32 protein-coding genes and 1 tRNA gene are annotated in these 20,256 nt (G+C 64.6%); 5 read left to right on the top strand and 28 right to left on the bottom strand.

Annotated elements, in window-relative coordinates:
• The first annotated feature begins 150 nt into the window (after window positions 1-150).
• On the top strand, window positions 151-912 hold the full coding sequence (locus ACX36O_RS11810; protein ID WP_213361804.1) for a Crp/Fnr family transcriptional regulator: 762 nt from the start codon (window positions 151-153) through the stop codon (window positions 910-912).
• On the opposite strand, the gene ACX36O_RS11815 is transcribed toward ACX36O_RS11810, so the two are convergent.
• From ACX36O_RS11815 to rplN, 25 genes are all read right to left on the bottom strand, one after another.
• Window positions 855-1,532 (bottom strand): uracil-DNA glycosylase family protein, encoded by a 678-nt coding sequence (locus ACX36O_RS11815; RefSeq protein ID WP_250131057.1) that lies wholly within the window; start codon window positions 1,530-1,532, stop codon window positions 855-857. The two genes, ACX36O_RS11810 and ACX36O_RS11815, sit on opposite strands and share 58 nt — an antisense overlap.
• Window positions 1,533-1,592: 60 nt before the next feature.
• The gene (locus ACX36O_RS11820; RefSeq protein WP_213361805.1) at window positions 1,593-2,303 is read right to left on the bottom strand and encodes an ABC transporter ATP-binding protein; all 711 of its coding nucleotides are present in this window, start codon (window positions 2,301-2,303) and stop codon (window positions 1,593-1,595) included.
• 2 nt (window positions 2,304-2,305) lie between these two features.
• A complete protein-coding gene (locus ACX36O_RS11825) occupies window positions 2,306-3,508 on the bottom strand; it encodes an ABC transporter permease (RefSeq protein ID WP_213361807.1) in 1,203 nt (400 codons plus the stop codon).
• The gene (locus ACX36O_RS11830; protein WP_213361808.1) at window positions 3,505-4,659 is read right to left on the bottom strand and encodes an efflux RND transporter periplasmic adaptor subunit; all 1,155 of its coding nucleotides are present in this window, start codon (window positions 4,657-4,659) and stop codon (window positions 3,505-3,507) included. Before ACX36O_RS11830 ends, ACX36O_RS11825 begins: the two co-directional genes overlap by 4 nt.
• Window positions 4,650-5,297, bottom strand: a complete 648-nt coding sequence (locus tag ACX36O_RS11835) for a TetR/AcrR family transcriptional regulator (protein WP_488359833.1) — start codon at window positions 5,295-5,297, stop codon at window positions 4,650-4,652. The genes ACX36O_RS11830 and ACX36O_RS11835 overlap by 10 nt, the downstream gene beginning before the upstream one ends.
• Window positions 5,298-5,320: 23 nt before the next feature.
• Complete coding sequence (locus ACX36O_RS11840; protein ID WP_250131058.1) at window positions 5,321-5,800, bottom strand: hypothetical protein; 480 nt, start codon at window positions 5,798-5,800, stop codon at window positions 5,321-5,323.
• Window positions 5,801-6,001: 201 nt separating this feature from the next.
• Window positions 6,002-6,078, bottom strand: a tRNA-Met gene (locus ACX36O_RS11845).
• Window positions 6,079-6,102: 24 nt separating this feature from the next.
• A complete protein-coding gene (rplQ, locus tag ACX36O_RS11850; protein WP_213361811.1) occupies window positions 6,103-6,504 on the bottom strand; it encodes a 50S ribosomal protein L17 in 402 nt (133 codons plus the stop codon).
• A gap of 118 nt (window positions 6,505-6,622) precedes the next feature.
• Window positions 6,623-7,612: a DNA-directed RNA polymerase subunit alpha gene (locus tag ACX36O_RS11855; protein ID WP_213361813.1), complete on the bottom strand. Its 990-nt coding sequence runs from the start codon at window positions 7,610-7,612 to the stop codon at window positions 6,623-6,625.
• 149 nt (window positions 7,613-7,761) lie between these two features.
• Window positions 7,762-8,385: a 30S ribosomal protein S4 gene (gene rpsD, locus ACX36O_RS11860; RefSeq protein WP_213361815.1), complete on the bottom strand. Its 624-nt coding sequence runs from the start codon at window positions 8,383-8,385 to the stop codon at window positions 7,762-7,764.
• A 95-nt stretch (window positions 8,386-8,480) separates the two neighbouring features.
• Window positions 8,481-8,879 carry a 30S ribosomal protein S11 gene (gene rpsK, locus ACX36O_RS11865; protein WP_091812826.1) on the bottom strand — a complete coding sequence of 133 codons (399 nt, stop codon included), beginning with the start codon at window positions 8,877-8,879 and terminating at the stop codon, window positions 8,481-8,483.
• Window positions 8,880-8,898: 19 nt separating this feature from the next.
• Window positions 8,899-9,264: a 30S ribosomal protein S13 gene (gene rpsM, locus ACX36O_RS11870; RefSeq protein ID WP_091812825.1), complete on the bottom strand. Its 366-nt coding sequence runs from the start codon at window positions 9,262-9,264 to the stop codon at window positions 8,899-8,901.
• A gap of 22 nt (window positions 9,265-9,286) precedes the next feature.
• The gene (rpmJ, locus tag ACX36O_RS11875) at window positions 9,287-9,400 is read right to left on the bottom strand and encodes a 50S ribosomal protein L36 (protein ID WP_076342701.1); all 114 of its coding nucleotides are present in this window, start codon (window positions 9,398-9,400) and stop codon (window positions 9,287-9,289) included.
• 18 nt (window positions 9,401-9,418) lie between these two features.
• Window positions 9,419-9,637, bottom strand: coding sequence for a translation initiation factor IF-1 (gene infA, locus ACX36O_RS11880; RefSeq protein WP_091812823.1), 219 nt, complete (start codon window positions 9,635-9,637; stop codon window positions 9,419-9,421).
• A 6-nt stretch (window positions 9,638-9,643) separates the two neighbouring features.
• Window positions 9,644-10,954 carry a preprotein translocase subunit SecY gene (gene secY / locus ACX36O_RS11885; protein ID WP_213361817.1) on the bottom strand — a complete coding sequence of 437 codons (1,311 nt, stop codon included), beginning with the start codon at window positions 10,952-10,954 and terminating at the stop codon, window positions 9,644-9,646.
• 28 nt (window positions 10,955-10,982) lie between these two features.
• Complete coding sequence (gene rplO, locus ACX36O_RS11890) at window positions 10,983-11,414, bottom strand: 50S ribosomal protein L15 (RefSeq protein ID WP_213361822.1); 432 nt, start codon at window positions 11,412-11,414, stop codon at window positions 10,983-10,985.
• A 9-nt stretch (window positions 11,415-11,423) separates the two neighbouring features.
• Window positions 11,424-11,606: a 50S ribosomal protein L30 gene (gene rpmD / locus ACX36O_RS11895; protein ID WP_091812817.1), complete on the bottom strand. Its 183-nt coding sequence runs from the start codon at window positions 11,604-11,606 to the stop codon at window positions 11,424-11,426.
• An 11-nt stretch (window positions 11,607-11,617) separates the two neighbouring features.
• Window positions 11,618-12,139, bottom strand: coding sequence for a 30S ribosomal protein S5 (gene rpsE, locus ACX36O_RS11900; protein ID WP_091812816.1), 522 nt, complete (start codon window positions 12,137-12,139; stop codon window positions 11,618-11,620).
• Between the two features lie 15 nt (window positions 12,140-12,154).
• Complete coding sequence (gene rplR, locus ACX36O_RS11905) at window positions 12,155-12,520, bottom strand: 50S ribosomal protein L18 (protein WP_488359834.1); 366 nt, start codon at window positions 12,518-12,520, stop codon at window positions 12,155-12,157.
• 11 nt (window positions 12,521-12,531) lie between these two features.
• The gene (rplF, locus tag ACX36O_RS11910; protein ID WP_213361823.1) at window positions 12,532-13,065 is read right to left on the bottom strand and encodes a 50S ribosomal protein L6; all 534 of its coding nucleotides are present in this window, start codon (window positions 13,063-13,065) and stop codon (window positions 12,532-12,534) included.
• Between the two features lie 22 nt (window positions 13,066-13,087).
• Window positions 13,088-13,483: a 30S ribosomal protein S8 gene (rpsH, locus tag ACX36O_RS11915; protein ID WP_091812810.1), complete on the bottom strand. Its 396-nt coding sequence runs from the start codon at window positions 13,481-13,483 to the stop codon at window positions 13,088-13,090.
• A gap of 18 nt (window positions 13,484-13,501) precedes the next feature.
• Entirely contained in the window at window positions 13,502-13,807 is a 306-nt protein-coding gene (rpsN, locus tag ACX36O_RS11920; RefSeq protein ID WP_213361826.1) for a 30S ribosomal protein S14, read from the bottom strand.
• 8 nt (window positions 13,808-13,815) lie between these two features.
• The gene (gene rplE, locus ACX36O_RS11925) at window positions 13,816-14,355 is read right to left on the bottom strand and encodes a 50S ribosomal protein L5 (RefSeq protein WP_213361828.1); all 540 of its coding nucleotides are present in this window, start codon (window positions 14,353-14,355) and stop codon (window positions 13,816-13,818) included.
• A gap of 2 nt (window positions 14,356-14,357) precedes the next feature.
• On the bottom strand, window positions 14,358-14,678 hold the full coding sequence (gene rplX / locus ACX36O_RS11930) for a 50S ribosomal protein L24 (RefSeq protein ID WP_213361829.1): 321 nt from the start codon (window positions 14,676-14,678) through the stop codon (window positions 14,358-14,360).
• A gap of 13 nt (window positions 14,679-14,691) precedes the next feature.
• Window positions 14,692-15,060, bottom strand: coding sequence for a 50S ribosomal protein L14 (gene rplN, locus ACX36O_RS11935; protein ID WP_213361830.1), 369 nt, complete (start codon window positions 15,058-15,060; stop codon window positions 14,692-14,694).
• 415 nt (window positions 15,061-15,475) lie between these two features.
• Between rplN and proC the strand changes: the two genes are divergently transcribed.
• Entirely contained in the window at window positions 15,476-16,309 is an 834-nt protein-coding gene (proC, locus tag ACX36O_RS11940; protein ID WP_213361833.1) for a pyrroline-5-carboxylate reductase, read from the top strand.
• Window positions 16,310-16,315: 6 nt separating this feature from the next.
• Window positions 16,316-16,798: a methyltransferase family protein gene (locus ACX36O_RS11945; RefSeq protein WP_213361835.1), complete on the top strand. Its 483-nt coding sequence runs from the start codon at window positions 16,316-16,318 to the stop codon at window positions 16,796-16,798.
• A gap of 4 nt (window positions 16,799-16,802) precedes the next feature.
• Here ACX36O_RS11945 and ACX36O_RS11950 read toward each other — a convergent pair whose 3' ends face one another.
• The 3 genes from ACX36O_RS11950 to ACX36O_RS11960 all read right to left on the bottom strand — a co-directional run bounded on the left by ACX36O_RS11950 (window position 16,803) and on the right by ACX36O_RS11960 (window position 18,650).
• A complete protein-coding gene (locus ACX36O_RS11950) occupies window positions 16,803-17,486 on the bottom strand; it encodes a BON domain-containing protein (protein WP_488359835.1) in 684 nt (227 codons plus the stop codon).
• Complete coding sequence (locus tag ACX36O_RS11955; protein WP_213361838.1) at window positions 17,486-18,148, bottom strand: SIS domain-containing protein; 663 nt, start codon at window positions 18,146-18,148, stop codon at window positions 17,486-17,488. The genes ACX36O_RS11950 and ACX36O_RS11955 overlap by 1 nt, the downstream gene beginning before the upstream one ends.
• 91 nt (window positions 18,149-18,239) lie before the next feature.
• A complete protein-coding gene (locus tag ACX36O_RS11960) occupies window positions 18,240-18,650 on the bottom strand; it encodes a YraN family protein (protein ID WP_213361840.1) in 411 nt (136 codons plus the stop codon).
• Window positions 18,651-18,705: 55 nt separating this feature from the next.
• Here ACX36O_RS11960 and rsmI point away from each other — a divergent pair, with 55 nt between their 5' ends.
• The gene (gene rsmI / locus ACX36O_RS11965) at window positions 18,706-19,650 is read left to right on the top strand and encodes a 16S rRNA (cytidine(1402)-2'-O)-methyltransferase (RefSeq protein WP_213362759.1); all 945 of its coding nucleotides are present in this window, start codon (window positions 18,706-18,708) and stop codon (window positions 19,648-19,650) included.
• Complete coding sequence (locus ACX36O_RS11970; RefSeq protein ID WP_371698556.1) at window positions 19,647-20,246, top strand: hypothetical protein; 600 nt, start codon at window positions 19,647-19,649, stop codon at window positions 20,244-20,246. The genes rsmI and ACX36O_RS11970 overlap by 4 nt, the downstream gene beginning before the upstream one ends.
• The last annotated feature ends 10 nt before the right edge of the window (window positions 20,247-20,256 follow it).

A 20,256-nucleotide genomic window follows, 5' to 3' on the forward strand; every position in this document is an offset into this window, starting at 1 on the left:
ACTGCTCTCCCTGCAAGCCGTAAGCGTGACAGCCGCCAGGGCTTTCGTCTGTGCGGTAGCGCACAGAACACGGGGCCCATACCACCACGCGCGCACGGGTTTCCCGCGCGTCTGGGGCAAGGCCAGGGAAATTGCTGGCATGCTGCCTCCATGCGCTCCCCCTCTCTGCCCGGCAACTCCACCAGCGACCGCGCCCCGACCCGCGAAGAAGCCTGCGGCAACCTGCTGCTCGCCGGCCTGCCTGCCGATGCCTGGGAACGCTGGCAGCCCTTTCTGGAAGTGGTGGATCTGAACCGCGGCGACGTGCTGTACGACGGCGGCGACCCGATCTCGCACGTGGTGTTTCCCACCACCGCCATCGTCTCGCTGCAATACCTGCTGCAGGATGGCCGCGCCACCGAAATCGCCATCATCGGCCGCCCCGGCATGGTGGGTGTCTCGCGCCTGCGCGGCGGCGAAAACACCCCCAGCCGCGCCGTGGTGCAGTACTCCGGCCAGGCCATGCGGCTGCCTGCCGACTTTCTGGAGCAGGAGTTCACCACCCAGCCCGCCGTGATGCACATGCTGCTGCGCTACATGCAGGCGCTGATCACGCAGATGGCGCAGAACGCCGTCTGCCACCGCCACCACAGCATCGAGCAGCACCTGTGCCGCTGGCTGCTGCTCAACCTGGACCGCATGCACAGCAACGAGCTGCCCGTCACCCACGAAAACATCGCGCAGCTGCTCGGCGTGCGCCGCGAAGGCGTGACCGAGGCCGCCGGCCAGTTGCAGCGCGCCGGCCTGATCGGGCGGCGCCGCGGGCACATCACCGTGCTGGACCGCCCCGGTCTGGAAGCACGTTGCTGCGAATGCTATGCGGTAGTGCGGCGCGAATACGACCGGCTGCTGCCGCCCGTTTCGGTGCCCTGAGCAAGCGCTGCGCGCACCCGCTCGCGCAGCGCGGGCAGCACCTCACCCTCGAACCACGGATTGGCCTTGAACCACGCCACATTGCGCGGTGAGGGATGCGGCAAGGGCAGCATATCCGGCCCGAGCCCCTGCCAGTTGCGCAGGGTATCGGTGACGGACGTGTGCCCATGGCGCTCAAGAAAATGCTGCTGCGCGTAGCCGCCCACCAGCAAGGTCAGCCGGATCTGCGGCATCAACGCCAGCAGCCGCTCGTGCCACAGCGGCGCACAGGCCTTTTGCGGCGGCCGGTCACCACTCGCTCCCCGGCCCGGAAAGCAGAACCCCATCGGCATAATGGCCACTTGCCCGGCATCGTAGAACACCGCCTCGTCGATGCCCATCCATTCCCTCAGGCGTCTGCCACTGGCATCACTCCAGGGAATACCGCTGGTATGTACCTTGGCTCCCGGTGCCTGTCCCACGATCAAGATGCGCGCATCCGCACCCGCCTGCAGCACCGGCCGCGGCTCATGCGGCAAATGATCCGCGCACGCCCGGCACGCGCGCACCTCCTCCAGCAGGCGTTCCAGCGCCGTGTCTGACATGGCCTGTGCGTTCACGGCGATAGGGATGGTCGTCATGCGGAGCATTTTCCAGCAGGCTGCGAAACAGCGCCCCGATTATGGACTCCTCGCTCGCGCCTACTCCAGCGAGCGCCCTTCCCCCGCCTCCTCATGCGTCACCCCGTCCCGGATGTGGTAGATCCGCTTGAAGGTCGGGATGATCTTCTCGTCATGCGTCACCACGATGATGGCGGTCTGGAACTGTTGGGCCATGCTGTTCAGGATGCGGATCACCGCCAGCGCCCGCTCGCTGTCCAGCGGCGCCGTCGGCTCGTCCGCCAGGATCACCGGCGGCCGGTTCACCAGCCCGCGCGCAATCGCCACGCGCTGCTGCTCGCCGCCCGAAAGCTGCGAGGGCATGGCCTTGGCCCGGTGCTGCACATCCAGCGCCGTCAGCAGTTCCAGCGCCCGCTCGCGCGCCTCGCCATTGGCCACCCCCGCCAGCATCGGCAGCAGCGCCACGTTGTCCGTCACGTCCAGAAACGGAATCAGGTACGGCGCCTGAAACACGAAGCCGATCTTGTCGCGCCGCAGCGCACGCAAGTCCTTCACCTTCCAGCCGTTGTCGTAGATCACCTCGTCACCCAGCGTCATGCGCCCCTCGGTCGGGTCGATGATGGCCCCCAGACATTTGAGCAGCGTGCTCTTGCCCGAGCCCGAAGGCCCGATCAGCCCCACCACCTCGCCCGGCGCCACCTGCATGTCCACACGCTTGAGCGCATCCACCGCCGTGTCGCCCTGCCCGTAGCGCTTGCGCAGGCCCTCGATGCGGATACCGAAACCTGCCATCGTCAGCCTCCAATCGCCTCGGCCGGATCGATCTTCAGCGCCAGCCGGATCGACACCAGGCTCGCCAGCGCACAAATCACCATCACCGCCACGAAGCCGATCAGCGTATCCTTCGGCATCAGCAGCACGTACTTCGGAAAGGCCGGTGCCGCAAACGTGGCGCTGATTCGCCCCACTACAAAGCCGATCAGCCCCAACGCCAGCGCCTGCTGCATGATCATCATGGCAATCGTGCGGTTGCGCGTGCCGATCAGTTTCAGCACCGCAATCTCGCGGATCTTGTCCATGGTCAGCGTGTAGATGATGAAGGCCACGATGGCTGCGCTCACGATCGCCAGGATCACCAGGAACATGCCGATCTGGCGTGACGAGGTCGCAATCAGCTTGCCGATCAGGATCTCCTCCATCTCGGCCCGCGTATAGGCATTGAGCCGCTTCCAGCGCCGCACCGCCTGCGCCGTGGCATCGGCATCCGCGCCCGGCTGCAGCGTCACCAGCACCGCGTTGACCGAATTGTTGGCGCTCTGCGAGCCCTGCACCGCCTCCAGCAGCCCCGGCACGCCCGGGCGGTTGAAGGCCGGATTCGCCTCGGTGCGGCGCCGGCTCTGCAGGATCGCATCGTTGTCCTTCAGGAACTGCGCCTCCTGCGCATCCTTGAGCGGAATGAACACCATCGGATCGCCGCTGGACGACACCATACGTCGCGTCAGCCCCACCACCGTGTAGTGGTTGCGCCGGATCTGGATGCGCTGCCCGAGCCGGAAGCCCGAGGCCCGGTCCGCCACCGCCTCATAGTGCCCGCGCGTGATCTGCCGCCCCGCAATCAGGAACGACGGCCAGCCCGGCGTGCCCACCGATCCTGGCGCTATCCCCACCACCATGGCACGCACGTCGCCGCCCTCGTGCCGCACCTGCGTGGTCAGGTAGGTCACGTTCGCCACCGTGCGCACCCCGGGCATGGTGGCAATCGCACGCCACGCATCATCCGGAATGCTGGACGACTCCGCATACGGCCCCAGCGTATCCTTCTGCACCACCCAGATATCGGCGCCGCTGTTGTCCAGCAGCACCTTGCCATCGTCCACCATGCCGCGGTACACACCCGCCATGATCAGCGTCACGCCGATCAGCAGCCCCAGCCCGATGCCGGTGAACAGGAACTTGCCCCAGGCGTGCAGAATGTCACGCCCGGCCAGGCTGATCATGCCTTCACTCCCGGAATGCGTTCGACACGCTTGATGCGGCTGCGCTCGCTCAGCGCACGCTCGCTGTACACCACCACTTCGTCACCGGCTTTGAGGCCCTCCAGCACCTGCACCCGGCCATCCAGATCGGAAGCGCCCAGCCGCACCGGCACAAAGCGCACGCCACTGCCATCCGGCACCCATACGCCGGTCTGCGCATTCAGCTTGCGCACCGCTGCGTTCGGAATCACCGGCTGCGCCGGTTGCTGCGGCAACAGCACCGTCACCTCGGCCAGCTCGCCAATCGGCGGCAGCACCGCAAGCGGCTGGCTGAACACGATCTTGGCCAGCGTCTCCTCCGTCACCTGGTCGGCCAGCGGCTCCACCAGCTGCACCGCGCCCTGCACCGGCTGCCCGCTGCGCGAACGCAGCACGATGCGCGCCGGCAACTGCGCAGCCAGCCCGCCGGCATGCACCTGGTCAAAACGGGTATTGATCCACAGGCTCGCCGGATCGATCAGCTCCAGCACCGCCTGCCCGGCCACCACCGTGGTCCCCGGATCGGCACTGCGCGCCGCCACCAGCCCGGCCACCGGCGCCACCAGCCGCAGATTGCCGCGCTGCGCCTGCAAGGCGGCACGCTCGGCCCGCAGACGGGCAATCTCGCTGCCACTGCTGCTGACCGCCGCATCGGCCACCTGCAACTCCTGCTGCTTGGACTCCGCCAGTTCGCGGCTGCTCGCCTCGGCCATATACAGATCGCGATAGCGCTTGGCCTGCCCGCGCGCAAAGCTCTGACGCGCCTGCGCCTCACGCTGCGCCGCCTCGGCGCGGCGCAAGGCCGCCTCCTGCGCCTGGATGCGCTGGTCCAGATCCACCGGATCCATCTCGCCCAGCAACTGTCCTGCCTGCACCGCATCGCCCGCATGCACCTCCACGCGCTTGAGACGGCCCGCATACGTCGGCCCGATCTTGTAGGTATAGCGCGCCTGCACCGTGCCGATGCCGTACAGCCCCGGCGTGATCGCCCGCGACTCCACCCTGGCCACCGTGGCCGGCACCGGCGCCAGCGGCCCGGAACGCAGCCCGACCCAGGCAAACACCGCAACCAGCACCAGCACCACCAGTGCTAAACCCAGCGTGCGTCCCCGCACCGGCAACTTCAACTGCATTGCAACCCCCGCTCATAAATCGCATACACGCGCGGGGCATAGCGCGCAATGCGCTGCACATCCCCCACCAGAAACGACTGCATCACCAGACCCTGCAAGGTGCCGATGAACAGCAGCGCCGCCGCCTCGGCATCCAGCGTCGCCGGCAACTCCCCCTCGCGCTTGCCCTGCTCCAGCAACTCTTGCAGATGGCCCGCATAGCGCACCAGCAGCGCCTTGGCGATGCGCTTGGCCGGTGTATCCTGCGCGCGCTGCATTTCGCCGAACAGCATGCGCGGCACGCCGGGATACTCGCCGGCAAAATCGGCATGCGCCATGAACATCGCGCGCAGCTTGGCCAGCGGCGTTTCCTGCTGCATGGCAGAGCGCGCAATCCGCGCCAGCAGCAGTCCGCTCACGCGCTCCATCACCGCCTCCCACAGCGCATCCTTGCTGGGAAAGTGGCGGAACAGCGCGCCCTGCGTCAGCTGCATGCGGCGTGCCACGTCGCCCGTACTGATCTCGGCCGGATTCTCCTGTCCCGCCAGCGCAATCACGGCATCGATCGCCTGATTGCGCCGTTCTTCGCTGGGCAGATAACGACCGCGGCGCGCGCGGGCCTCTTCAGCAGCCGCATCCGCCCCGGCAATAGCCGACAAGCTGTCATCCTGCTCCGTCATCGTCAGCCCCTCGGCGAGGAAACCAGCTGCCGCCACGACCACCAGCCGATGCCGCTCCAGATCAGCGCCCGCAGCGGCATAGCCACCAGCGTGCGTTTTTCATGGGCTCCGCCGCCCATTACCAGGAACAGGAAAGCAATCAGCACCAGCACCGAAGCCAGCGCGATCGCCACCGCCAGCCGTGCCGCCCATGGCCGGTGCAGCCACAGTCCGATGCCTGCAAGCACATAGGCAAAGCCCGCCAGAAAGTTGAACCAGAGCACAAAGGGCACGTACTGCCCCGCCGCCTGCCGCCCTGCGCCATCCACGAACAGCACCGCGCCGCCCTCCTTCAGCGTCAGCAAGCCGAACGCCACAGCCACCAGGGCCAGAACGCGCAATCCCCAACCCCTGCTTTCTGTCTGCCGTGCCATGTCCCGCTCCTTTCGGATGTCTGCTCCATGCCAATGAAGGGCAGCCCATCCCACAAAGTAATAGTTCACTCACTATATTCATGCGGAAACTGTTTGGCAAGTGATTTCCATGCTGGCGTAACGGGTGTGCAGGCCAGGGAGCGCGTGGCGCGCAGCCCGCGCTCCCCCGCCCGCCGACAGGCGGACTCCTGCCGCCAATACCCGCTCCATCACCACGCGCACAAACAAAAAACCCGCAGACCTTTCGGTTTGCGGGCTCCTCGTATGTATTGGTTGCGCGAGAAGGATTTGAACCTCCGACCTTTGGGTTATGAGCCCAACGAGCTACCAGACTGCTCCATCGCGCGGCAAGACATTTATTGTATCACCGATTATTCGGCTTTGGAAGCCTCTTCGGAAGAATTTTCTTCCACTTCGGGACGATCCACCAGTTCGACATAGGCCATGGGGGCGTTGTCACCCACGCGGAAGCCCATTTTCAGGATACGCGTGTAGCCACCCGGACGGTTGGCGAAACGGGGACCCAGGTCGTTGAACAGCTTGACGACGCTGTCGCGGTCGCGCAGGCGGTCGAACGCCAGGCGCTTGTTGGCCACGGTGTCCTTCTTGGCCAGCGTGATCATCGGCTCGATGACCTTGCGCAGTTCCTTGGCCTTGGGCAGGGTGGTCTTGATGGCTTCGTGCGCGATGAGGGAGTTCATCATGTTGCGCAGCATCGCCTGGCGATGGGCCGATGTACGGTTCAGTTTGCGGAGTTTCAGTCCGTGACGCATGGTGCTTCCTTTCGATTATTAGCGGACAGCCGTATCAGGTACTGCCCGGGCACACATTGGGGCAAGGCCCCGGGTTGGGCCACGCGCCGGACCAGCCGGCAACGTGGCGAAAAAATGATCAGCGCTTTTCCAGACCTGCGGGCGGCCAGCTTTCCAGCTTCATGCCCAGCGTCAGGCCACGGGAGGCCAGCACTTCCTTGATCTCGTTGAGCGACTTGCGGCCCAGGTTCGGGGTCTTCAGCAGCTCGTTCTCGGTACGCTGGATCAGGTCGCCGATGTAGTAAATGTTCTCGGCCTTCAGGCAGTTGGCCGAACGCACCGTCAGTTCCAGCTCATCGACCGGGCGCAGCAGCACCGGATCGAACTGGGCAGCGCTGCGCGATGCCGGCTGGTCGAACGCGTCCAGCGCGCCGCCTTCCAGCTGTGCGAACACGGCCAGCTGTTCCACCAGGATCTTGGCGGAAGAACGCACGGCGTCTTCAGCGGAGATGGCACCGTTGGTCTCGATCTCGATCACCAGCTTGTCCAGGTCGGTACGCTGCTCGACACGGGCGCTTTCCACGGCGTAGCTCACGCGTTTGACAGGGGAGAAGGACGCGTCCAGCACGATGCGGCCGATGAACTTGAAGGCTTCGTCGTTGTGGCGACGCAGGTTGCCGGGCACATAACCGCGGCCCTTTTCCACCTTCAGCTGCATGTCGATCTTGCCGCCCTGGGACAGGGTGCAGATCACGTGATCGGGGTTGATGATCTCTACGTCATGCGGAACCTGGATGTCGGCGGCGGTCACGACGCCTTCGGTGTCCTTGCGCAGGCTCAGGGTCACTTCGTCGCGGTTGTGCAGCTTGAACACCACACCCTTCAGGTTCAGCAGGATGCCGACCACGTCTTCCTGCACGCCGTCGATGGACGAGTACTCGTGCAGCACGCCGGCAATCGTCACCTCGGTGGGCGCGTAGCCGACCATGGACGACAACAGGACACGGCGCAGGGCGTTGCCCAGGGTGTGACCATAGCCGCGCTCGAACGGCTCCAGCGTCACCTTGGCACGGTTCGCGCTCAGCTGCTCGACGTGAATGTTTTTGGGTTTCAACAGATTGGTTTGCATTCTGACTTCCTCTCAATACCCCCGGCTCGTTACACCGGTAAGGCTGGCGAAGCCCCTGGTGCTTCATGCAAGGTGCACCAGGAACCAGAGTGACGGGCGCGGCAGCGCCGTCCATGGAAAATACGGCCGAAGCCGTATCTCCATGAGGATTAGCGGGAGTAAAGTTCGACGATCAGCGATTCGTTGATGTCGGCGCCGAACTCGTCGCGGTCCGGAGACTTCTTGAACGTGCCTTCGGCCTTGTCGGCGTTCACTTCCACCCATGCCGGGTAGCCCACCTGGCCTGCCAGCTGCAGCGCCTCGATCACGCGGGCCTGCTTGGCAGACTTCTCGCGCACGGAGATCACGTCACCGGCCTTGACCATGTAGGAGGGGATGTTCACCTGCTGGCCGTTCACCAGGATCGCCTTGTGCGACACCAGCTGACGGGCTTCAGCGCGGGTGGAACCGAAACCCATGCGGAACACCACGTTGTCCAGACGGGCTTCCAGCAGGCTCAGCAGGTTGGCACCGGTGTTGCCACGGCGACGCTCGGCTTCGGCAAAGTAGCGGCGGAACTGGCGCTCCAGCACACCGTACATGCGCTTGACCTTCTGCTTCTCGCGCAGCTGCAGACCGAAGTCGGAGGTGCGCTGGCCGGAGGTGCGGCCATGCTGGCCGGGCTTGGCTTCGAATTTGCACTTGTCGCTGATGGAGCGGCGGGCGCTCTTCAGGAACAGGTCGGTGCCTTCACGGCGGGCGAGTTTTGCCTTGGGGCCAAGATAACGTGCCACAGTATTTTCCTTTGATTGTTGCTGCTGCGCTCACAAAAGCGCAGGAGCCGCCAACGCAATGCAGCTGGCGGCAGTGGGCTTGGGTTGAAAAAAAATCAGATGCGACGGCGCTTTTGCGGGCGGCAGCCGTTGTGCGGCACCGGCGTCACGTCGGAGATGGACGTGATTTTAATACCAAGTGCAGCCAGTGCGCGCACGGAAGACTCGCGACCCGGGCCGGGACCCTTGATTTCGACTTCCAGGTTCTTGATGCCCTGTTCCACGGCAGCGCGGCCGGCCACTTCGGAAGCGACCTGTGCAGCGAACGGGGTGGACTTGCGCGAACCCTTGAAACCCTGACCGCCGGAAGAAGCCCAGGACAGGGCGTTGCCCTGGCGGTCAGTGATGGTGATGATGGTGTTGTTGAACGAGGCGTGCACGTGCGCAATGCCATCGGCAATGTTCTTGCGGACCTTCTTGCGGACGCGGGATGCAGCGTTGGACGGTTTAGCCATGGTTACTCTTCGCTCTCAATTATTTCTTCAGGGACTGGGCTGCCTTGCGCGGGCCCTTGCGGGTGCGGGCATTGGTGCGGGTACGCTGACCACGCATCGGCAGGCCACGGCGATGACGGAAACCACGGTAGCAGCCGATGTCCATCAGGCGCTTGATGTTCATCGTGGTTTCGCGGCGCAGGTCACCTTCCAGCGTGAACTGGGCCAGGGCGTCACGGATTTTCTCCAGGTCGCCGTCAGTCAGTTCCTTGATCTTCTTGGAGTACTCGATACCGCAGGCTTCGCAGATCAGGCGGGCGCGGGTGCGGCCGATGCCATAGATCGCCGTCAGGCCGATTTCAGCGTGTTGGTGCGGCGGAATGTTGATACCAGCAATACGTGCCATGTGATTCCTCTAGATGTTTCTATCAGCCTTGACGCTGCTTGTGACGGGGATCGGTGCAGATGATGCGCACCACGCCTTTGCGGCGGATAACCTTGCAATTGCGGCAAATTTTCTTTACCGAAGCTGAGACTTTCATTTCTCTCTCCTTTGTTCTTTACTTGGCGCGGAACACGATGCGCGCTTTGGATAAATCGTACGGGGTCAACTCGACCGTTACCTTGTCGCCTGGCAGGATGCGGATGTAGTGCATCCGCATCTTGCCGGAGATATGGCCCAACACCACATGTCCGTTTTCCAGCTTGACGCGAAATGTCGCATTCGGGAGGTTTTCGACAACCTCACCCTGCATCTGGATCACATCATCTTTAGCCATGATGAGTTAACGAGCTTTGAAGTTGGCCTTTTTCAACAGGGCATCGTATTGCTGCGTCATCAGGTAGTTCTGCACCTGGGCCATGAAGTCCATGGTGACGACAACGATGATCAGCAAGGATGTTCCGCCAAAGTAGAACGGCACGTTGTATTTCAAAATCAGGAATTCCGGCAGCAAGCACACCAGGGTGATGTAGATTGCGCCGACGAACGTCAACCGGAGCAGGATCTTGTCGATGTAGCGTGCGGTATTGTCACCGGGACGGATACCGGGCACGAAAGCACCGCTCTTTTTCAGGTTGTCGGCAGTTTCCCGGCTGTTGAACACGAGGCCGGTGTAGAAAAAGCAGAAGAAAATGATCGCAGCAGCATACAGGGCGATGTAGATCGGCTGACCGGGAGTGAGCGAGGATGCGATATCACGCAGCCAGCGCATGCTCTCGGCACTGCTGAACCAGTTCACCACCGTGGCGGGCAGCAGGATGATCGACGATGCGAAGATCGGCGGAATCACACCGGCCATGTTCAGCTTCAGCGGCAGGTGCGAAGCCTGGCCACCGTAGACCTTGTTGCCCACCTGGCGACGCGCGTAGTTGACCAGGATCTTGCGCTGTCCGCGTTCCACGAACACCACGAAGTAGGTCACCAGCACCACCAGTGCCAGGATGATCAGCGCCACGATGATGCTCATCGCATTGGTGCGGACCAGTTCCATCAGGCCGGCAATCGCGCTCGGCAGACCGGCAGCGATACCTGCAAAGATCAGGATCGAGATGCCGTTGCCCAGGCCACGCTCGGTGATCTGCTCGCCCAGCCACATCAGGAACAGCGTACCGGCGCTCAGGCTGACGACGGCGGTCATGCGGAACATGAAGCCGGGGTCCATCACCAGACCGGGCTGCGATTCCAGCGCCATGGCAATGCCGTAGGACTGGAACAGCGCCAGGGCCAGCGTGCCGTAGCGGGTGTACTGCGTGATCTTGCGCTGTCCGGCCTGGCCCTCTTTCTTGAGCTGCTCGAACGTGGGAACCACGTAGGTCATCAGCTGCATGATGATCGATGCAGAGATGTACGGCATGATCCCGAGTGCGAACACCGTAAAGCGCGACAGGGCGCCACCCGAGAACATGTTGAACAGGTTCAGGATGCCGCCTTGCTGCCCCTGGAACAGCTGGTGCAACTGGTCAGGGTCGATGCCCGGAACGGGGATATGCGCCCCGATCCGGTACACCACCAGGGCCAGCAGCAAGAACACCAGACGGCGACGCAGGTCGCCATACTTGGGAGCACTTGCCTTGTTTGCCAGACTAGTAGCCACGTTACACGCCCTTGTGTGCTTGGGTCAATCAGGCCAGGCTGCCGCCGGCTGCCTCGATGGCGGCCTTGGCACCAGCCGTGGCACCAATGCCGGTCAGCTTGACCGCACGGGTCAGCTCGCCGCTCTTGATGACCTTGACGACCTTGATCATCTGGCCGACCAGACCGGCCTCTTTCAGGGCCAGCATGTCGACTTCATCCAGGCCCAGCTGATCCAGCTCGGACAGGTTGATCTCGGCGTTGTACTTCAGCAGGTGGGACTTGAAGCCGCGCTTGGGCAGACGACGCTGCAGGGGCATCTGGCCGCCTTCGAAGCCGACCTTGTGGTAGCCACCGGAGCGGGATTTCTGGCCCTTGTGGCCACGGCCTGCAGTCTTGCCCAGACCGGAGCCGATGCCGCGACCCACGCGACGCGCTGCGTGCTTGGCGCCTTCGGCAGGCTTGAGGTTGTTGAGTTCCATCTTCAGACCTTACAGAACTTTCACCAGATAGGCGACTTTGTTGATCATGCCGCGCACTGCAGGAGTATCCTCCAGTTCGCTGACGCTGTTGAGCTTGCGCAGGCCCAGACCGCGAATGGTGTCGCGATGGGACTGCTTGGTGCCGATCGGGCTGCGCACCAGCTGCACTTTGACGGTTTGCTTGTCAGACATGTTTCTCTCCATCAGGCGGCGAAGATGTCTTCCACGCTCTTGCCACGCTTGGCGGCCACTTCGGCCGGAGTCGTGGAGTTGCGCAGTGCATCAAACGTGGCACGCACCAGGTTGTACGGGTTGGACGAACCATGGCTCTTGGCCACGATGTCGGTGATGCCCATCACTTCGAACACGGCGCGCATCGGGCCGCCGGCGATGATACCGGTACCCTTGGGAGCCGGCGTCATCATGACGCGGGAAGCGCCGTGGTGACCCATCACGGTGTGGTGGATGGTGCCGTTCTTCAGGGACACCTTCAGCATGCCGCGGCGCGCTTCTTCCATGGCCTTCTGCACGGCCACGGGCACTTCCTTGGACTTGCCCTTGCCCATGCCGACACCACCGTCGCCGTCGCCGACCACGGTCAGGGCTGCGAAGCCCAGGATACGACCACCCTTGACAACCTTGGTCACGCGGTTGACCGCGATCATCTTTTCGCGCAGGCCGTCGTCGCGAGCGTCGTCTTGCGGTTTAGCTTGAATTTTTGCCATTTTCGATTCCAATCCTTAGAACTGCAGGCCGGCTTCGCGGGCAGCGTCGGCCAGAGCCTTGACGCGGCCGTGGTAGGCGAAGCCTGCACGGTCAAAGGCAACCTTCTCGACGCCAGCAGCCTTCGCCTTCTCGGCGATGCGCTTGCCGATCATGGCGGCAGCCGCCACGTTGCCACCCTTGCCGGCAGCGCCCAGTTCCTTGCGGATATCGGCTTCGGCAGTGGACACGGTAGCCAGCACCTTGGTGCCGCAACCGGAAATCAGCGATGCATACATATGCATGTTGGTACGGTTCACGGTCAGACGCGGCACGCCTTGGGCGGCGATGCGGATACGCGTCAGGCGTGCACGGCGAATACGTTGGGCTTTCTTGTTCAACATGATGCCGTTCCTTATTTCTTCTTGGTCTCTTTGATGATGACGCGCTCGTCGGAGTAGCGCACACCCTTGCCCTTGTAGGGCTCGGGCGGACGCGTTGCGCGCACTTCGGCGGCAATCTGGCCAACGACCTGGCGGTCAGCACCTTTGATGACGACTTCGGTCGGCGTCGGGGTGGCCGCGGTAATGCCCTCGGGCATTTCCAGGATCACCGGATGCGAGTAGCCGACGTTCAGGTTGAGCTTGTTGCCCTGGACGGAGGCCTTGTAGCCCACGCCGATCAGGTTCAGCTTCTTCTCGAAGCCCTTGCTCACGCCGACCACCATGTTGTTCACCAGCTGGCGCAGGGTGCCGGACATGGCGTTGGCTTCACGGGATTCGTCAGCCGGCACGAAGGACAGCTTGCCGTCGTTCAGCTCGACCTTGACCAGACGGCTGGCCGCAGCGGACAGCTTGCCGCCAGCGCCCTTGACGTCGATGGTTTCTGCATTGATCGCAACATCCACACCCTGGGGGATGGCGACGGGCATTTTACCTACACGGGACATCTTGTATTTCTCCTCGCTTCGATTACGCCACGTAGCACAGCACTTCGCCGCCGACACCGGCTGCGCGCGCCTTGCGATCGGTCATCACGCCTTGCGGAGTGGTGACGATGGCCACACCCAGACCGTTCATGACCTGCGGCAGGGTCTTGGAACCCTTGTAGACGCGCAGGCCGGGACGGCTGACGCGCTCGATGCGCTCGATCACCGGACGGCCGGCGTAATATTTCAGGGCGATCTCGAGGACGGACTTGCCGTCTTCGGTCTTGACTTGGAAGCCGTCGATATAACCCTCGTCCTGCAGCACCTTGACGATGGCGGTCTTCACCTTGGAAGCCGGCACGTTCACGACGGCCTTGTTGACCATCTGTGCATTGCGGATGCGAGTCAGCAGATCGGCGATGGGATCACTCATGCTCATTCTTGATTCTCCTGCCGATTACCAGCTGGCCTTGGTGACACCGGGGATGCCACCGGCGAAGGCGATTTCACGGATCTTGGCGCGGCCCAGGCCAAACTGGCGGAAGGTACCACGGGGACGGCCGGTCAGTTCGCAACGGTTGCGCTGACGGGTCGGGTTGGCATTGCGGGGCAGCTTCTGCAGAGCCAGACGGGCGGCATCGCGCTCTTCGTCGCTCTTGCTCACGTCGTTGGCAACAGCCTTCAGCTCGGCATGCTTCTTGGCAAACTTGGCAACCAGCTTGGCGCGCTTGAGTTCGCGTTGGATAAGTGCAACTTTAGCCACAGTTCACCTCAGTTCTTGAACGGGAAACGGAAGCCGGCGAGCAGTGCCTTGCACTCTTCGTCGGTCTTGGCCGTGGTGGTGATGCTGATGTTCAGGCCACGCAGCGCATCCACCTTGTCGTATTCGATCTCGGGGAAAATGATCTGCTCTTTCACACCGATGTTGTAGTTGCCGCGGCCATCGAAGGAACGGCCGGAGATACCACGGAAGTCACGCACGCGGGGCAGCGCGATGTTGATGAAGCGATCCAGGAATTCGTACATCTGCACGCCGCGCAGGGTCACCATGCAACCCAGGGGCTGGCCTTCACGGATCTTGAAGCCGGCGATGGCCTTCTTGGCCTTGGTCACGACGGGCTTCTGGCCGGCGATCTTGGTCAGGTCGGCCACGGCGTTGTCCATCACCTTCTTGTCGGCAACGGCTTCACCCACACCCATGTTCAGGGTGATCTTGGTGATGCGCGGAACCTGCATCGGGGACTTGTAGCCGAACTTCTCGGTCAGCGCGGGAGCGACTTTCTCGCGGAATTGGTCTTGCAAACGTGCCATGATCATGCCACCTTGATTTCTGCACCGCTGGACTTGAACACGCGCACCTTGCTGCCGTCTTCCAGGGTCTTGATACCGACGCGGTCGGCCTTGCCGGTAGCCGCATTGAAAATGGCCACGTTGGACTGGTGGATAGGCATGGCCTTTTCCACGATGCCGCCAGCCTCGCCCTTCATGGGGTTGGGCTTGACGTGCTTCTTGACCATGTTGACGCCATCGACCAGCAGGTACGAGTCGTCCTTGCGCAGCGCGACGGTGCCACGCTTGCCCTTGTCACGGCCGGTGATGACAATCACCTCATCGCCTTTGCGAATCTTGTTCATGCCGTCACTCCTCTTACAGCACTTCGGGAGCCAGGGACACGATCTTCATGAAGCGCTCGGTACGCAGTTCACGCGTCACGGGGCCGAAGATGCGGGTGCCAATGGGCTCCATCTTGTTGTTCAGCAACACGGCTGCGTTGCCATCAAACTTGATCAGGGAACCGTCGCCACGGCGAATGCCCTTGGCAGTACGGACCACCACCGCGCTGTAGATCTCGCCTTTCTTGACGCGACCACGCGGAGCAGCTTCTTTCACGCTGACCTTGATAATGTCGCCGACACTGGCGTAGCGACGCTTGGAACCGCCCAGCACCTTGATGCACAGGACAGACTTGGCGCCCGTATTGTCGGCAACCTCTAGACGAGATTCTGTTTGGATCATTTGTAATTCCCAACTTGTACCTGGTTGCGTACCCGCATGCGAATACGCTCCAAAGCCAGTCTTGGGCCCGTCATTCACGCCGCAAAAGGACTCTCACAGCGCTGCAGTTGGGCAGACATATCGCACCCGAAATGATGCGAAGCCTTGTATTGTCGTTGATCAGGATGCATTCGTCAACACCTGCCTGTGCTTTTTTTGCATCAGGCACAAGGAGTTAGCGCTTGCGGCTGGTGCGGCGGGCACCGGGCGCGTGTGCCCGTGCCGCGCCCCCGCGGCGCAGGGACGCTTCGGACAGGGGCTTCGGGCCGGGGAAATACCTTCGACGCGCCATGCTATCGGATAATGCCCTTCACGCGGCAATTGTCCGGACCCTGACCGACAAGCCCCTCCTTCCCACTCTTTCCCGACTGCCACCATGACTACCAGCCCCATTCCGGAACACCTGCAGATTGCCTTCATCGGAGGCGGCAACATGGCCAGCGCCATTCTCGGCGGACTGGTGCGCCAGGGCATGGCTCCGGACCGCATCCGCGTGGTCGAGCCCTTCGCCGAGACGCGCGCGCGCCTGCAGCAGGAATTCGGCGTGCAGGTGCTGGAAGCAGCCGACGCCAGCCTGGCCGAGGCCGACGTGGTGGTCTGGGCCGTGAAGCCGCAGCAGTTCGAGGAAGCCACGCGCCCGGTGGCCGGGCATGTGCGACAGGCCCTGCACCTGAGTGTGGCCGCCGGCATTCCGGCCTCGGCCCTGACGCGCTGGCTGGGTACCGAGCGGCTGGTGCGCGCCATGCCCAACACGCCGGCGCTGGTCGGCCAGGGCATGACCGGGCTGTTTGCCGGCGCCGGCGCCAGCGCCCAGGACCGCGCCGTGATCGACGCGCTGCTGGCACCGACCGGCCAGCGCATGTGGCTGGAGCAGGAAGCCCTGATCGACAGCCTGATGGCGATTTCCGGCTCCGGGCCGGCCTATGTGTTCTATTTCATCGAGGCGCTGGTGCGCGGCGGCGTGGAGCTGGGGTTGACGGCCGAGCAGAGCAAGACGCTGGCCGCTCAGACCTTTGCCGGGGCGGCGGCGCTGGTGCAGGCCTCGCCGGACGCGCCCGAAGTGCTGCGCCAGCGCGTGACCAGCAAGGGCGGCACCACGCACGAAGCCATCACCACCATGCAGCAGCATGGCGTGGAACAGGCCATCGTGGCGGCCATGCATGCCTGCGCGGCACGCGGGCGCGAACTGGCCGAGCAGTTCGGCGGCTGACCGGCCATGGAGGTGCAGCGCCAGCATCCACTGGAATACCGGGTACCGCCACCGGTGGTCGATGCGGCGTGCGCGCTGCTGATGTGGCTGGTGGCACGCGCCACGCCAACCCTGCAGTGGCAATGGGATGGACTCTGGCGCTGGGGGCTGCTGGCGGGGCTGTCACTGGCCGGGGGACTGATCGCGCTGGGCGGCCTGTGGGCGTTCCAGCGCGTGCACACCACCTTCAACCCGCTGCACCCGGAGCGCGCGTCCGCGCTTGTCGAGCAAGGCGTCTACCGCTTCACGCGCAATCCCATGTACCTGGGCATGGCGCTGGTGCTGCTGGGCTGGGCCTGCTGGCTGGCGCACCCGCTGGCCTTTGCCTGCATTCCGCTGGCGCTGGCCTATCTGCAGCGCTTCCAGATCCGGCCGGAAGAGCGCGTGCTGCGTGCACACTTCGGCGCGGCGTATGAGGCGTACAGCCGGCGCGTGCGGCGCTGGCTGTGAACGGTCAGGGCGTGGTGGTGGCGCTGCCCGCGGCCGGGGCCGTGCTCTGCACCGGCGCCGGCACCGTGGTGGTACTGCTCAGGGCACTTTCCGGAACGATTTCGAACACCTTGACCACCTTGAGCACACCGCCGACGTTGCGCGCCGCTTCGGCCGCGGCATCCGATTCACGCTGGGTGACGATGCCCATCAGGTAGACGGTGCCGAGTTCGGTCGTGACCTTGACGGCATTGGAGTTGATCTGGTTGGAGCCGACCAGCGCCGCCTTGACGCGCGTGCTGGTGAGCGCATCGGTGGAGCGCTGGCTCAGCGTAGCCGGCGGGTTGATCAGGATGTCGTTGACGACGCGGCGCACGTTGGGCACGGTGCGGGCGATGTTCTCGGCCAGCTGGCGGTCGGCATCGGTGGTAACCTGGCCGGTGAGCAGCATGACGCGGTTGTAGCTGGTGACGCTGACGCGGCCACGGTCCTTGATGACTTCCTGGATGCGGTTGCTGCCGCGGGCCTCGATGCCCTCATCCTCCAGCTGGGCGCCGGAGGTGCGGCGATCCAGCGCCAGCCAGGCGCCGCCCACGGCGGTGCCCACCACCAGCGGCACACAGGCGCTCAGCGTGGCGGCCAGGACTCCGGCCAGAACCAGGGTGCGGCCGAGGCGGCCGGTGCGGCGGGACATGGGGGTCGGTGTCATCAATCGTTCTCCTCTTCATCACCAAGCAGAATGCGGTCGAGCGCGTCGCACACCACGTGCGAGGCGAGCAGGCATTGTTCGAGCAGGCGCAGGCCGCGCGGCTGGGCCAGCAGGACTTCCACGTCCAGTTCTCCCAGCGCATCGGACGGCTCGCCGCCATGCATCCACAGCACGGGCAGATCGCGCGCATGCGCTGCGGCCAGAGCCTGCAGCGCGTAGGGCTGCTGCGCGTCCATGCTGTAGAGCCACAGAGTATCCTCCATCTGCCCGAATTGCTGCAGTTGCGACACCAGGCTTTGTGCAACACCTTGTTGCAGCTGCTCCAGCATGTCCGGCGGCAGGGCCTGCGCGGTGGCGCTGGGGTTGGCAACGGGCCAGCCGATGTCACCCAGCAGCGCCAGCGCCGGCAGCGGCGGGCGTTCGCGCTCCAGCAGGCCACCAAGGCGCGAGGCCAGATAGGGGGGCAGGAAGGCGGTTTCGGCGGCGCCGCAGAGCAGGATCTTGCCGCCGCGCGAGACGGTGTCGGCCAGCAACTGGGCCGCCAGGTCGAGCTGGAACAGGCCTTCCTGCGCCGTCTGCATGCAGGCTTCGGCGTTTTCGGCGAAATGCCGCATCAGGGCGGCATGGGGATCGGGCTGGTCGGGGGCGTCCGGGGATTGCATGTCAGGGATGATAACGCCCGCATGCGCTGGATCAGTGACGCGTGCAGACGAAGCCGCGCAGTCCGGCGTTCTGCAACGCGCACGACTGGAATCAGGAGGCGTCGAAGGCGCCGGGCAGCCAGATCCAGGCACCCTGCCCATAGTGGATTTCGCCATCGCAGGCCATGACGTCGAAGCGGCAGGGCGGCCAGGAGCGCCAGCGCAGCAGGTAGTGCTGGGCGGCGCGGATGATGCGGCGGCGCTTGGTGGCGCCGATGCTGGCGGCCGCACCGCCGTGCTCCGCACCGGAACGCTGGCGCACCTCGACGAACACCAGGGTGCCATCCGTGTCCCGCATAATGGCGTCAATCTCGCCGCCGCCGCGACCCGGCGTGCGGTAATTGCGCTCCAGCAGGACCAGGCCGCGCTGCTGCAGCCAGGCGATGGCGCTGGCTTCGGCGGCATCGCCGAGTTGCTTGCGTGTAGGGCCGGATGCTGTGTCCGGCAGGGCTGGGGCGCTCATAAGGAAGGAATTGCGAGTGTCTGCCACTTCTGCCCCCGTCGGGCCAGCGGGATCGCTGGCGGCCGATTTCGGGCCTGCGCTGCAGGCTGCCACGGCGGCTGCAGGCCGCCAATCATATCCCGCCGGCACGCTTTATCTGGTGGCCACGCCGATCGGCAATCTGGCCGACATCACGCTGCGTGCGCTGCATGTGCTGCAGCTGGCCGATGCCATCGCCTGCGAGGATACGCGCCATACGGCGCTGCTGCTGCGTGCCTACGGGATTGCGGCACCCGCATCGCGCCTGCTGGCGCTGCACCAGCACAATGAGCAGCAAGCGGCGCGGCAGGTGGTGGAGCGCCTGCAGCAAGGGCAGCGCGTGGCCTATGTGAGCGATGCGGGGACGCCGGCGATCAGCGATCCTGGCGCCGTGCTGGTACAGGCGGTGCAGGCCGCTGGCCTGCGCGTGATGCCGCTACCCGGAGCCAGCAGCATCATCACGGCATTGTGTGCGGCGGGCGTGGAAGGCGCGCAGCACAGCAATGGCGTGGCCGGGCTGCAGGGAGGCTGGGTGTTTGCGGGTTTTCTGCCACCCAAGGGGCAGGAGCGCCAGCAGGCGCTGCAGGCGCTGCAGCAGGAGACGCGTCCGGTGGTGCTGCTGGAAGCCCCGCATCGCATTGGCGCACTGGCCAGCGCGCTGGCGCTGCTGGGCGAGCGGCCGGTGACGCTGGCGCGCGAGTTGACCAAGCAGTATGAATCGATCACCACACTGCCGGCACAGGCGCTGGCGGGCTGGCTGGACGAGGCGCCCGAACGCAGCAAGGGCGAATTTGTGCTGGTGGTGCATGCGGCGCCGGCCGCTGCAGCGGATGAGGACGCCATCAGTCCGGAGGCACGGCGCGTGCTGGCCCTGCTGCTGGCGGAGCTGCCGACCAGAAGCGCGGTGCGCCTGGCGGCGGAGATCACCGGCGAGGCGCGCAATGCGCTGTATGCCGAGGCCATCGCGGGCAAGCAGGCATGAGCAGCCCGTACAGCAGTAGCGCCGGCCATGTGGCTACGCCGTTCGGCGAGATTGCGCTTTGGCGCCTGTTGCTGCCCGCCGACCTGAGCCGCGCACGCCAGCGCCAGCATGTGCGCGCCGAGGCGCAGGAACTGCTGATGCGGCACTATCCGGTGGCGTCCTGGCAGCATGCGCACTGGCCGCCGAATGTGCCGACGCCGATTTCGGAGCCGCAGCGCCTGCAGTCGGAGCCGGCGCTGTGGCTGTCATGGAGCTATCTGCAGCCGGCGGCGCCACAGGCGCTGGCTTTGCTGGCGATTGCGCCGTTTCCTGTCGGGATCGACCTGAGCGCGGGGCACCTGCTGGACCTGGCGGGCTGGGATGCGGTGCTGCAACTGTATGGCGGCATTGCGGCGCCACCGGATCCGCTGGATTGCGCACGGCTGTGGACGCGCATCGAGGCGGCCGAGAAGTGCGTGCGTACGGGGCTGCGCGAATGGAGCGTGGAAGTGCAGGCGCAGCGCAGCCGCTGCAAGCTGGTGGAGCTGCCGCTGGCCAGCACCGATCTGGCGGCAACCCTGGCCTGGCTGCCGCCGCGGCCCCGGCCGGCCGGCTGAGGGTGCCGAT

It is taken from the genome of Brachymonas sp. KE5 (genome assembly GCF_057773645.1).

Excerpts from the sequence above, each read along its gene's own strand:
- rplQ (WP_213361811.1), bottom strand. The coding sequence starts at position 6,504 with ATGCGTCACGGACTGAAACTCCGCAAACTGAACCGTACATCGGCCCAT.
- ACX36O_RS11825 (WP_213361807.1), bottom strand. The coding sequence starts at position 3,508 with ATGATCAGCCTGGCCGGGCGTGACATTCTGCACGCCTGGGGCAAGTTC.
- proC (WP_213361833.1), top strand. The coding sequence starts at position 15,476 with ATGACTACCAGCCCCATTCCGGAACACCTGCAGATTGCCTTCATCGGA.
- rpsH (WP_091812810.1), bottom strand. The coding sequence starts at position 13,483 with ATGAGCATGAGTGATCCCATCGCCGATCTGCTGACTCGCATCCGCAAT.
- ACX36O_RS11945 (WP_213361835.1), top strand. The coding sequence starts at position 16,316 with ATGGAGGTGCAGCGCCAGCATCCACTGGAATACCGGGTACCGCCACCG.
- ACX36O_RS11955 (WP_213361838.1), bottom strand. The coding sequence starts at position 18,148 with ATGCAATCCCCGGACGCCCCCGACCAGCCCGATCCCCATGCCGCCCTG.
- ACX36O_RS11820 (WP_213361805.1), bottom strand. The coding sequence starts at position 2,303 with ATGGCAGGTTTCGGTATCCGCATCGAGGGCCTGCGCAAGCGCTACGGG.
- ACX36O_RS11815 (WP_250131057.1), bottom strand. The coding sequence starts at position 1,532 with ATGACGACCATCCCTATCGCCGTGAACGCACAGGCCATGTCAGACACG.
- rpsK (WP_091812826.1), bottom strand. The coding sequence starts at position 8,879 with ATGGCTAAACCGTCCAACGCTGCATCCCGCGTCCGCAAGAAGGTCCGC.
- rpsM (WP_091812825.1), bottom strand. The coding sequence starts at position 9,264 with ATGGCACGTATTGCTGGTATCAACATTCCGCCGCACCAACACGCTGAA.
- ACX36O_RS11960 (WP_213361840.1), bottom strand. The coding sequence starts at position 18,650 with ATGAGCGCCCCAGCCCTGCCGGACACAGCATCCGGCCCTACACGCAAG.
- rplX (WP_213361829.1), bottom strand. The coding sequence starts at position 14,678 with ATGAACAAGATTCGCAAAGGCGATGAGGTGATTGTCATCACCGGCCGT.
- rplO (WP_213361822.1), bottom strand. The coding sequence starts at position 11,414 with ATGGAACTCAACAACCTCAAGCCTGCCGAAGGCGCCAAGCACGCAGCG.
- rplR (WP_488359834.1), bottom strand. The coding sequence starts at position 12,520 with ATGTTGAACAAGAAAGCCCAACGTATTCGCCGTGCACGCCTGACGCGT.
- rplF (WP_213361823.1), bottom strand. The coding sequence starts at position 13,065 with ATGTCCCGTGTAGGTAAAATGCCCGTCGCCATCCCCCAGGGTGTGGAT.
- ACX36O_RS11855 (WP_213361813.1), bottom strand. The coding sequence starts at position 7,612 with ATGCAAACCAATCTGTTGAAACCCAAAAACATTCACGTCGAGCAGCTG.
- ACX36O_RS11970 (WP_371698556.1), top strand. The coding sequence starts at position 19,647 with ATGAGCAGCCCGTACAGCAGTAGCGCCGGCCATGTGGCTACGCCGTTC.
- rplE (WP_213361828.1), bottom strand. The coding sequence starts at position 14,355 with ATGGCACGTTTGCAAGACCAATTCCGCGAGAAAGTCGCTCCCGCGCTG.
- ACX36O_RS11810 (WP_213361804.1), top strand. The coding sequence starts at position 151 with ATGCGCTCCCCCTCTCTGCCCGGCAACTCCACCAGCGACCGCGCCCCG.
- rpmD (WP_091812817.1), bottom strand. The coding sequence starts at position 11,606 with ATGTCTGACAAGCAAACCGTCAAAGTGCAGCTGGTGCGCAGCCCGATC.
- ACX36O_RS11830 (WP_213361808.1), bottom strand. The coding sequence starts at position 4,659 with ATGCAGTTGAAGTTGCCGGTGCGGGGACGCACGCTGGGTTTAGCACTG.
- rplN (WP_213361830.1), bottom strand. The coding sequence starts at position 15,060 with ATGATCCAAACAGAATCTCGTCTAGAGGTTGCCGACAATACGGGCGCC.
- rpmJ (WP_076342701.1), bottom strand. The coding sequence starts at position 9,400 with ATGAAAGTCTCAGCTTCGGTAAAGAAAATTTGCCGCAATTGCAAGGTT.
- rpsE (WP_091812816.1), bottom strand. The coding sequence starts at position 12,139 with ATGGCAAAAATTCAAGCTAAACCGCAAGACGACGCTCGCGACGACGGC.
- infA (WP_091812823.1), bottom strand. The coding sequence starts at position 9,637 with ATGGCTAAAGATGATGTGATCCAGATGCAGGGTGAGGTTGTCGAAAAC.
- ACX36O_RS11950 (WP_488359835.1), bottom strand. The coding sequence starts at position 17,486 with ATGACACCGACCCCCATGTCCCGCCGCACCGGCCGCCTCGGCCGCACC.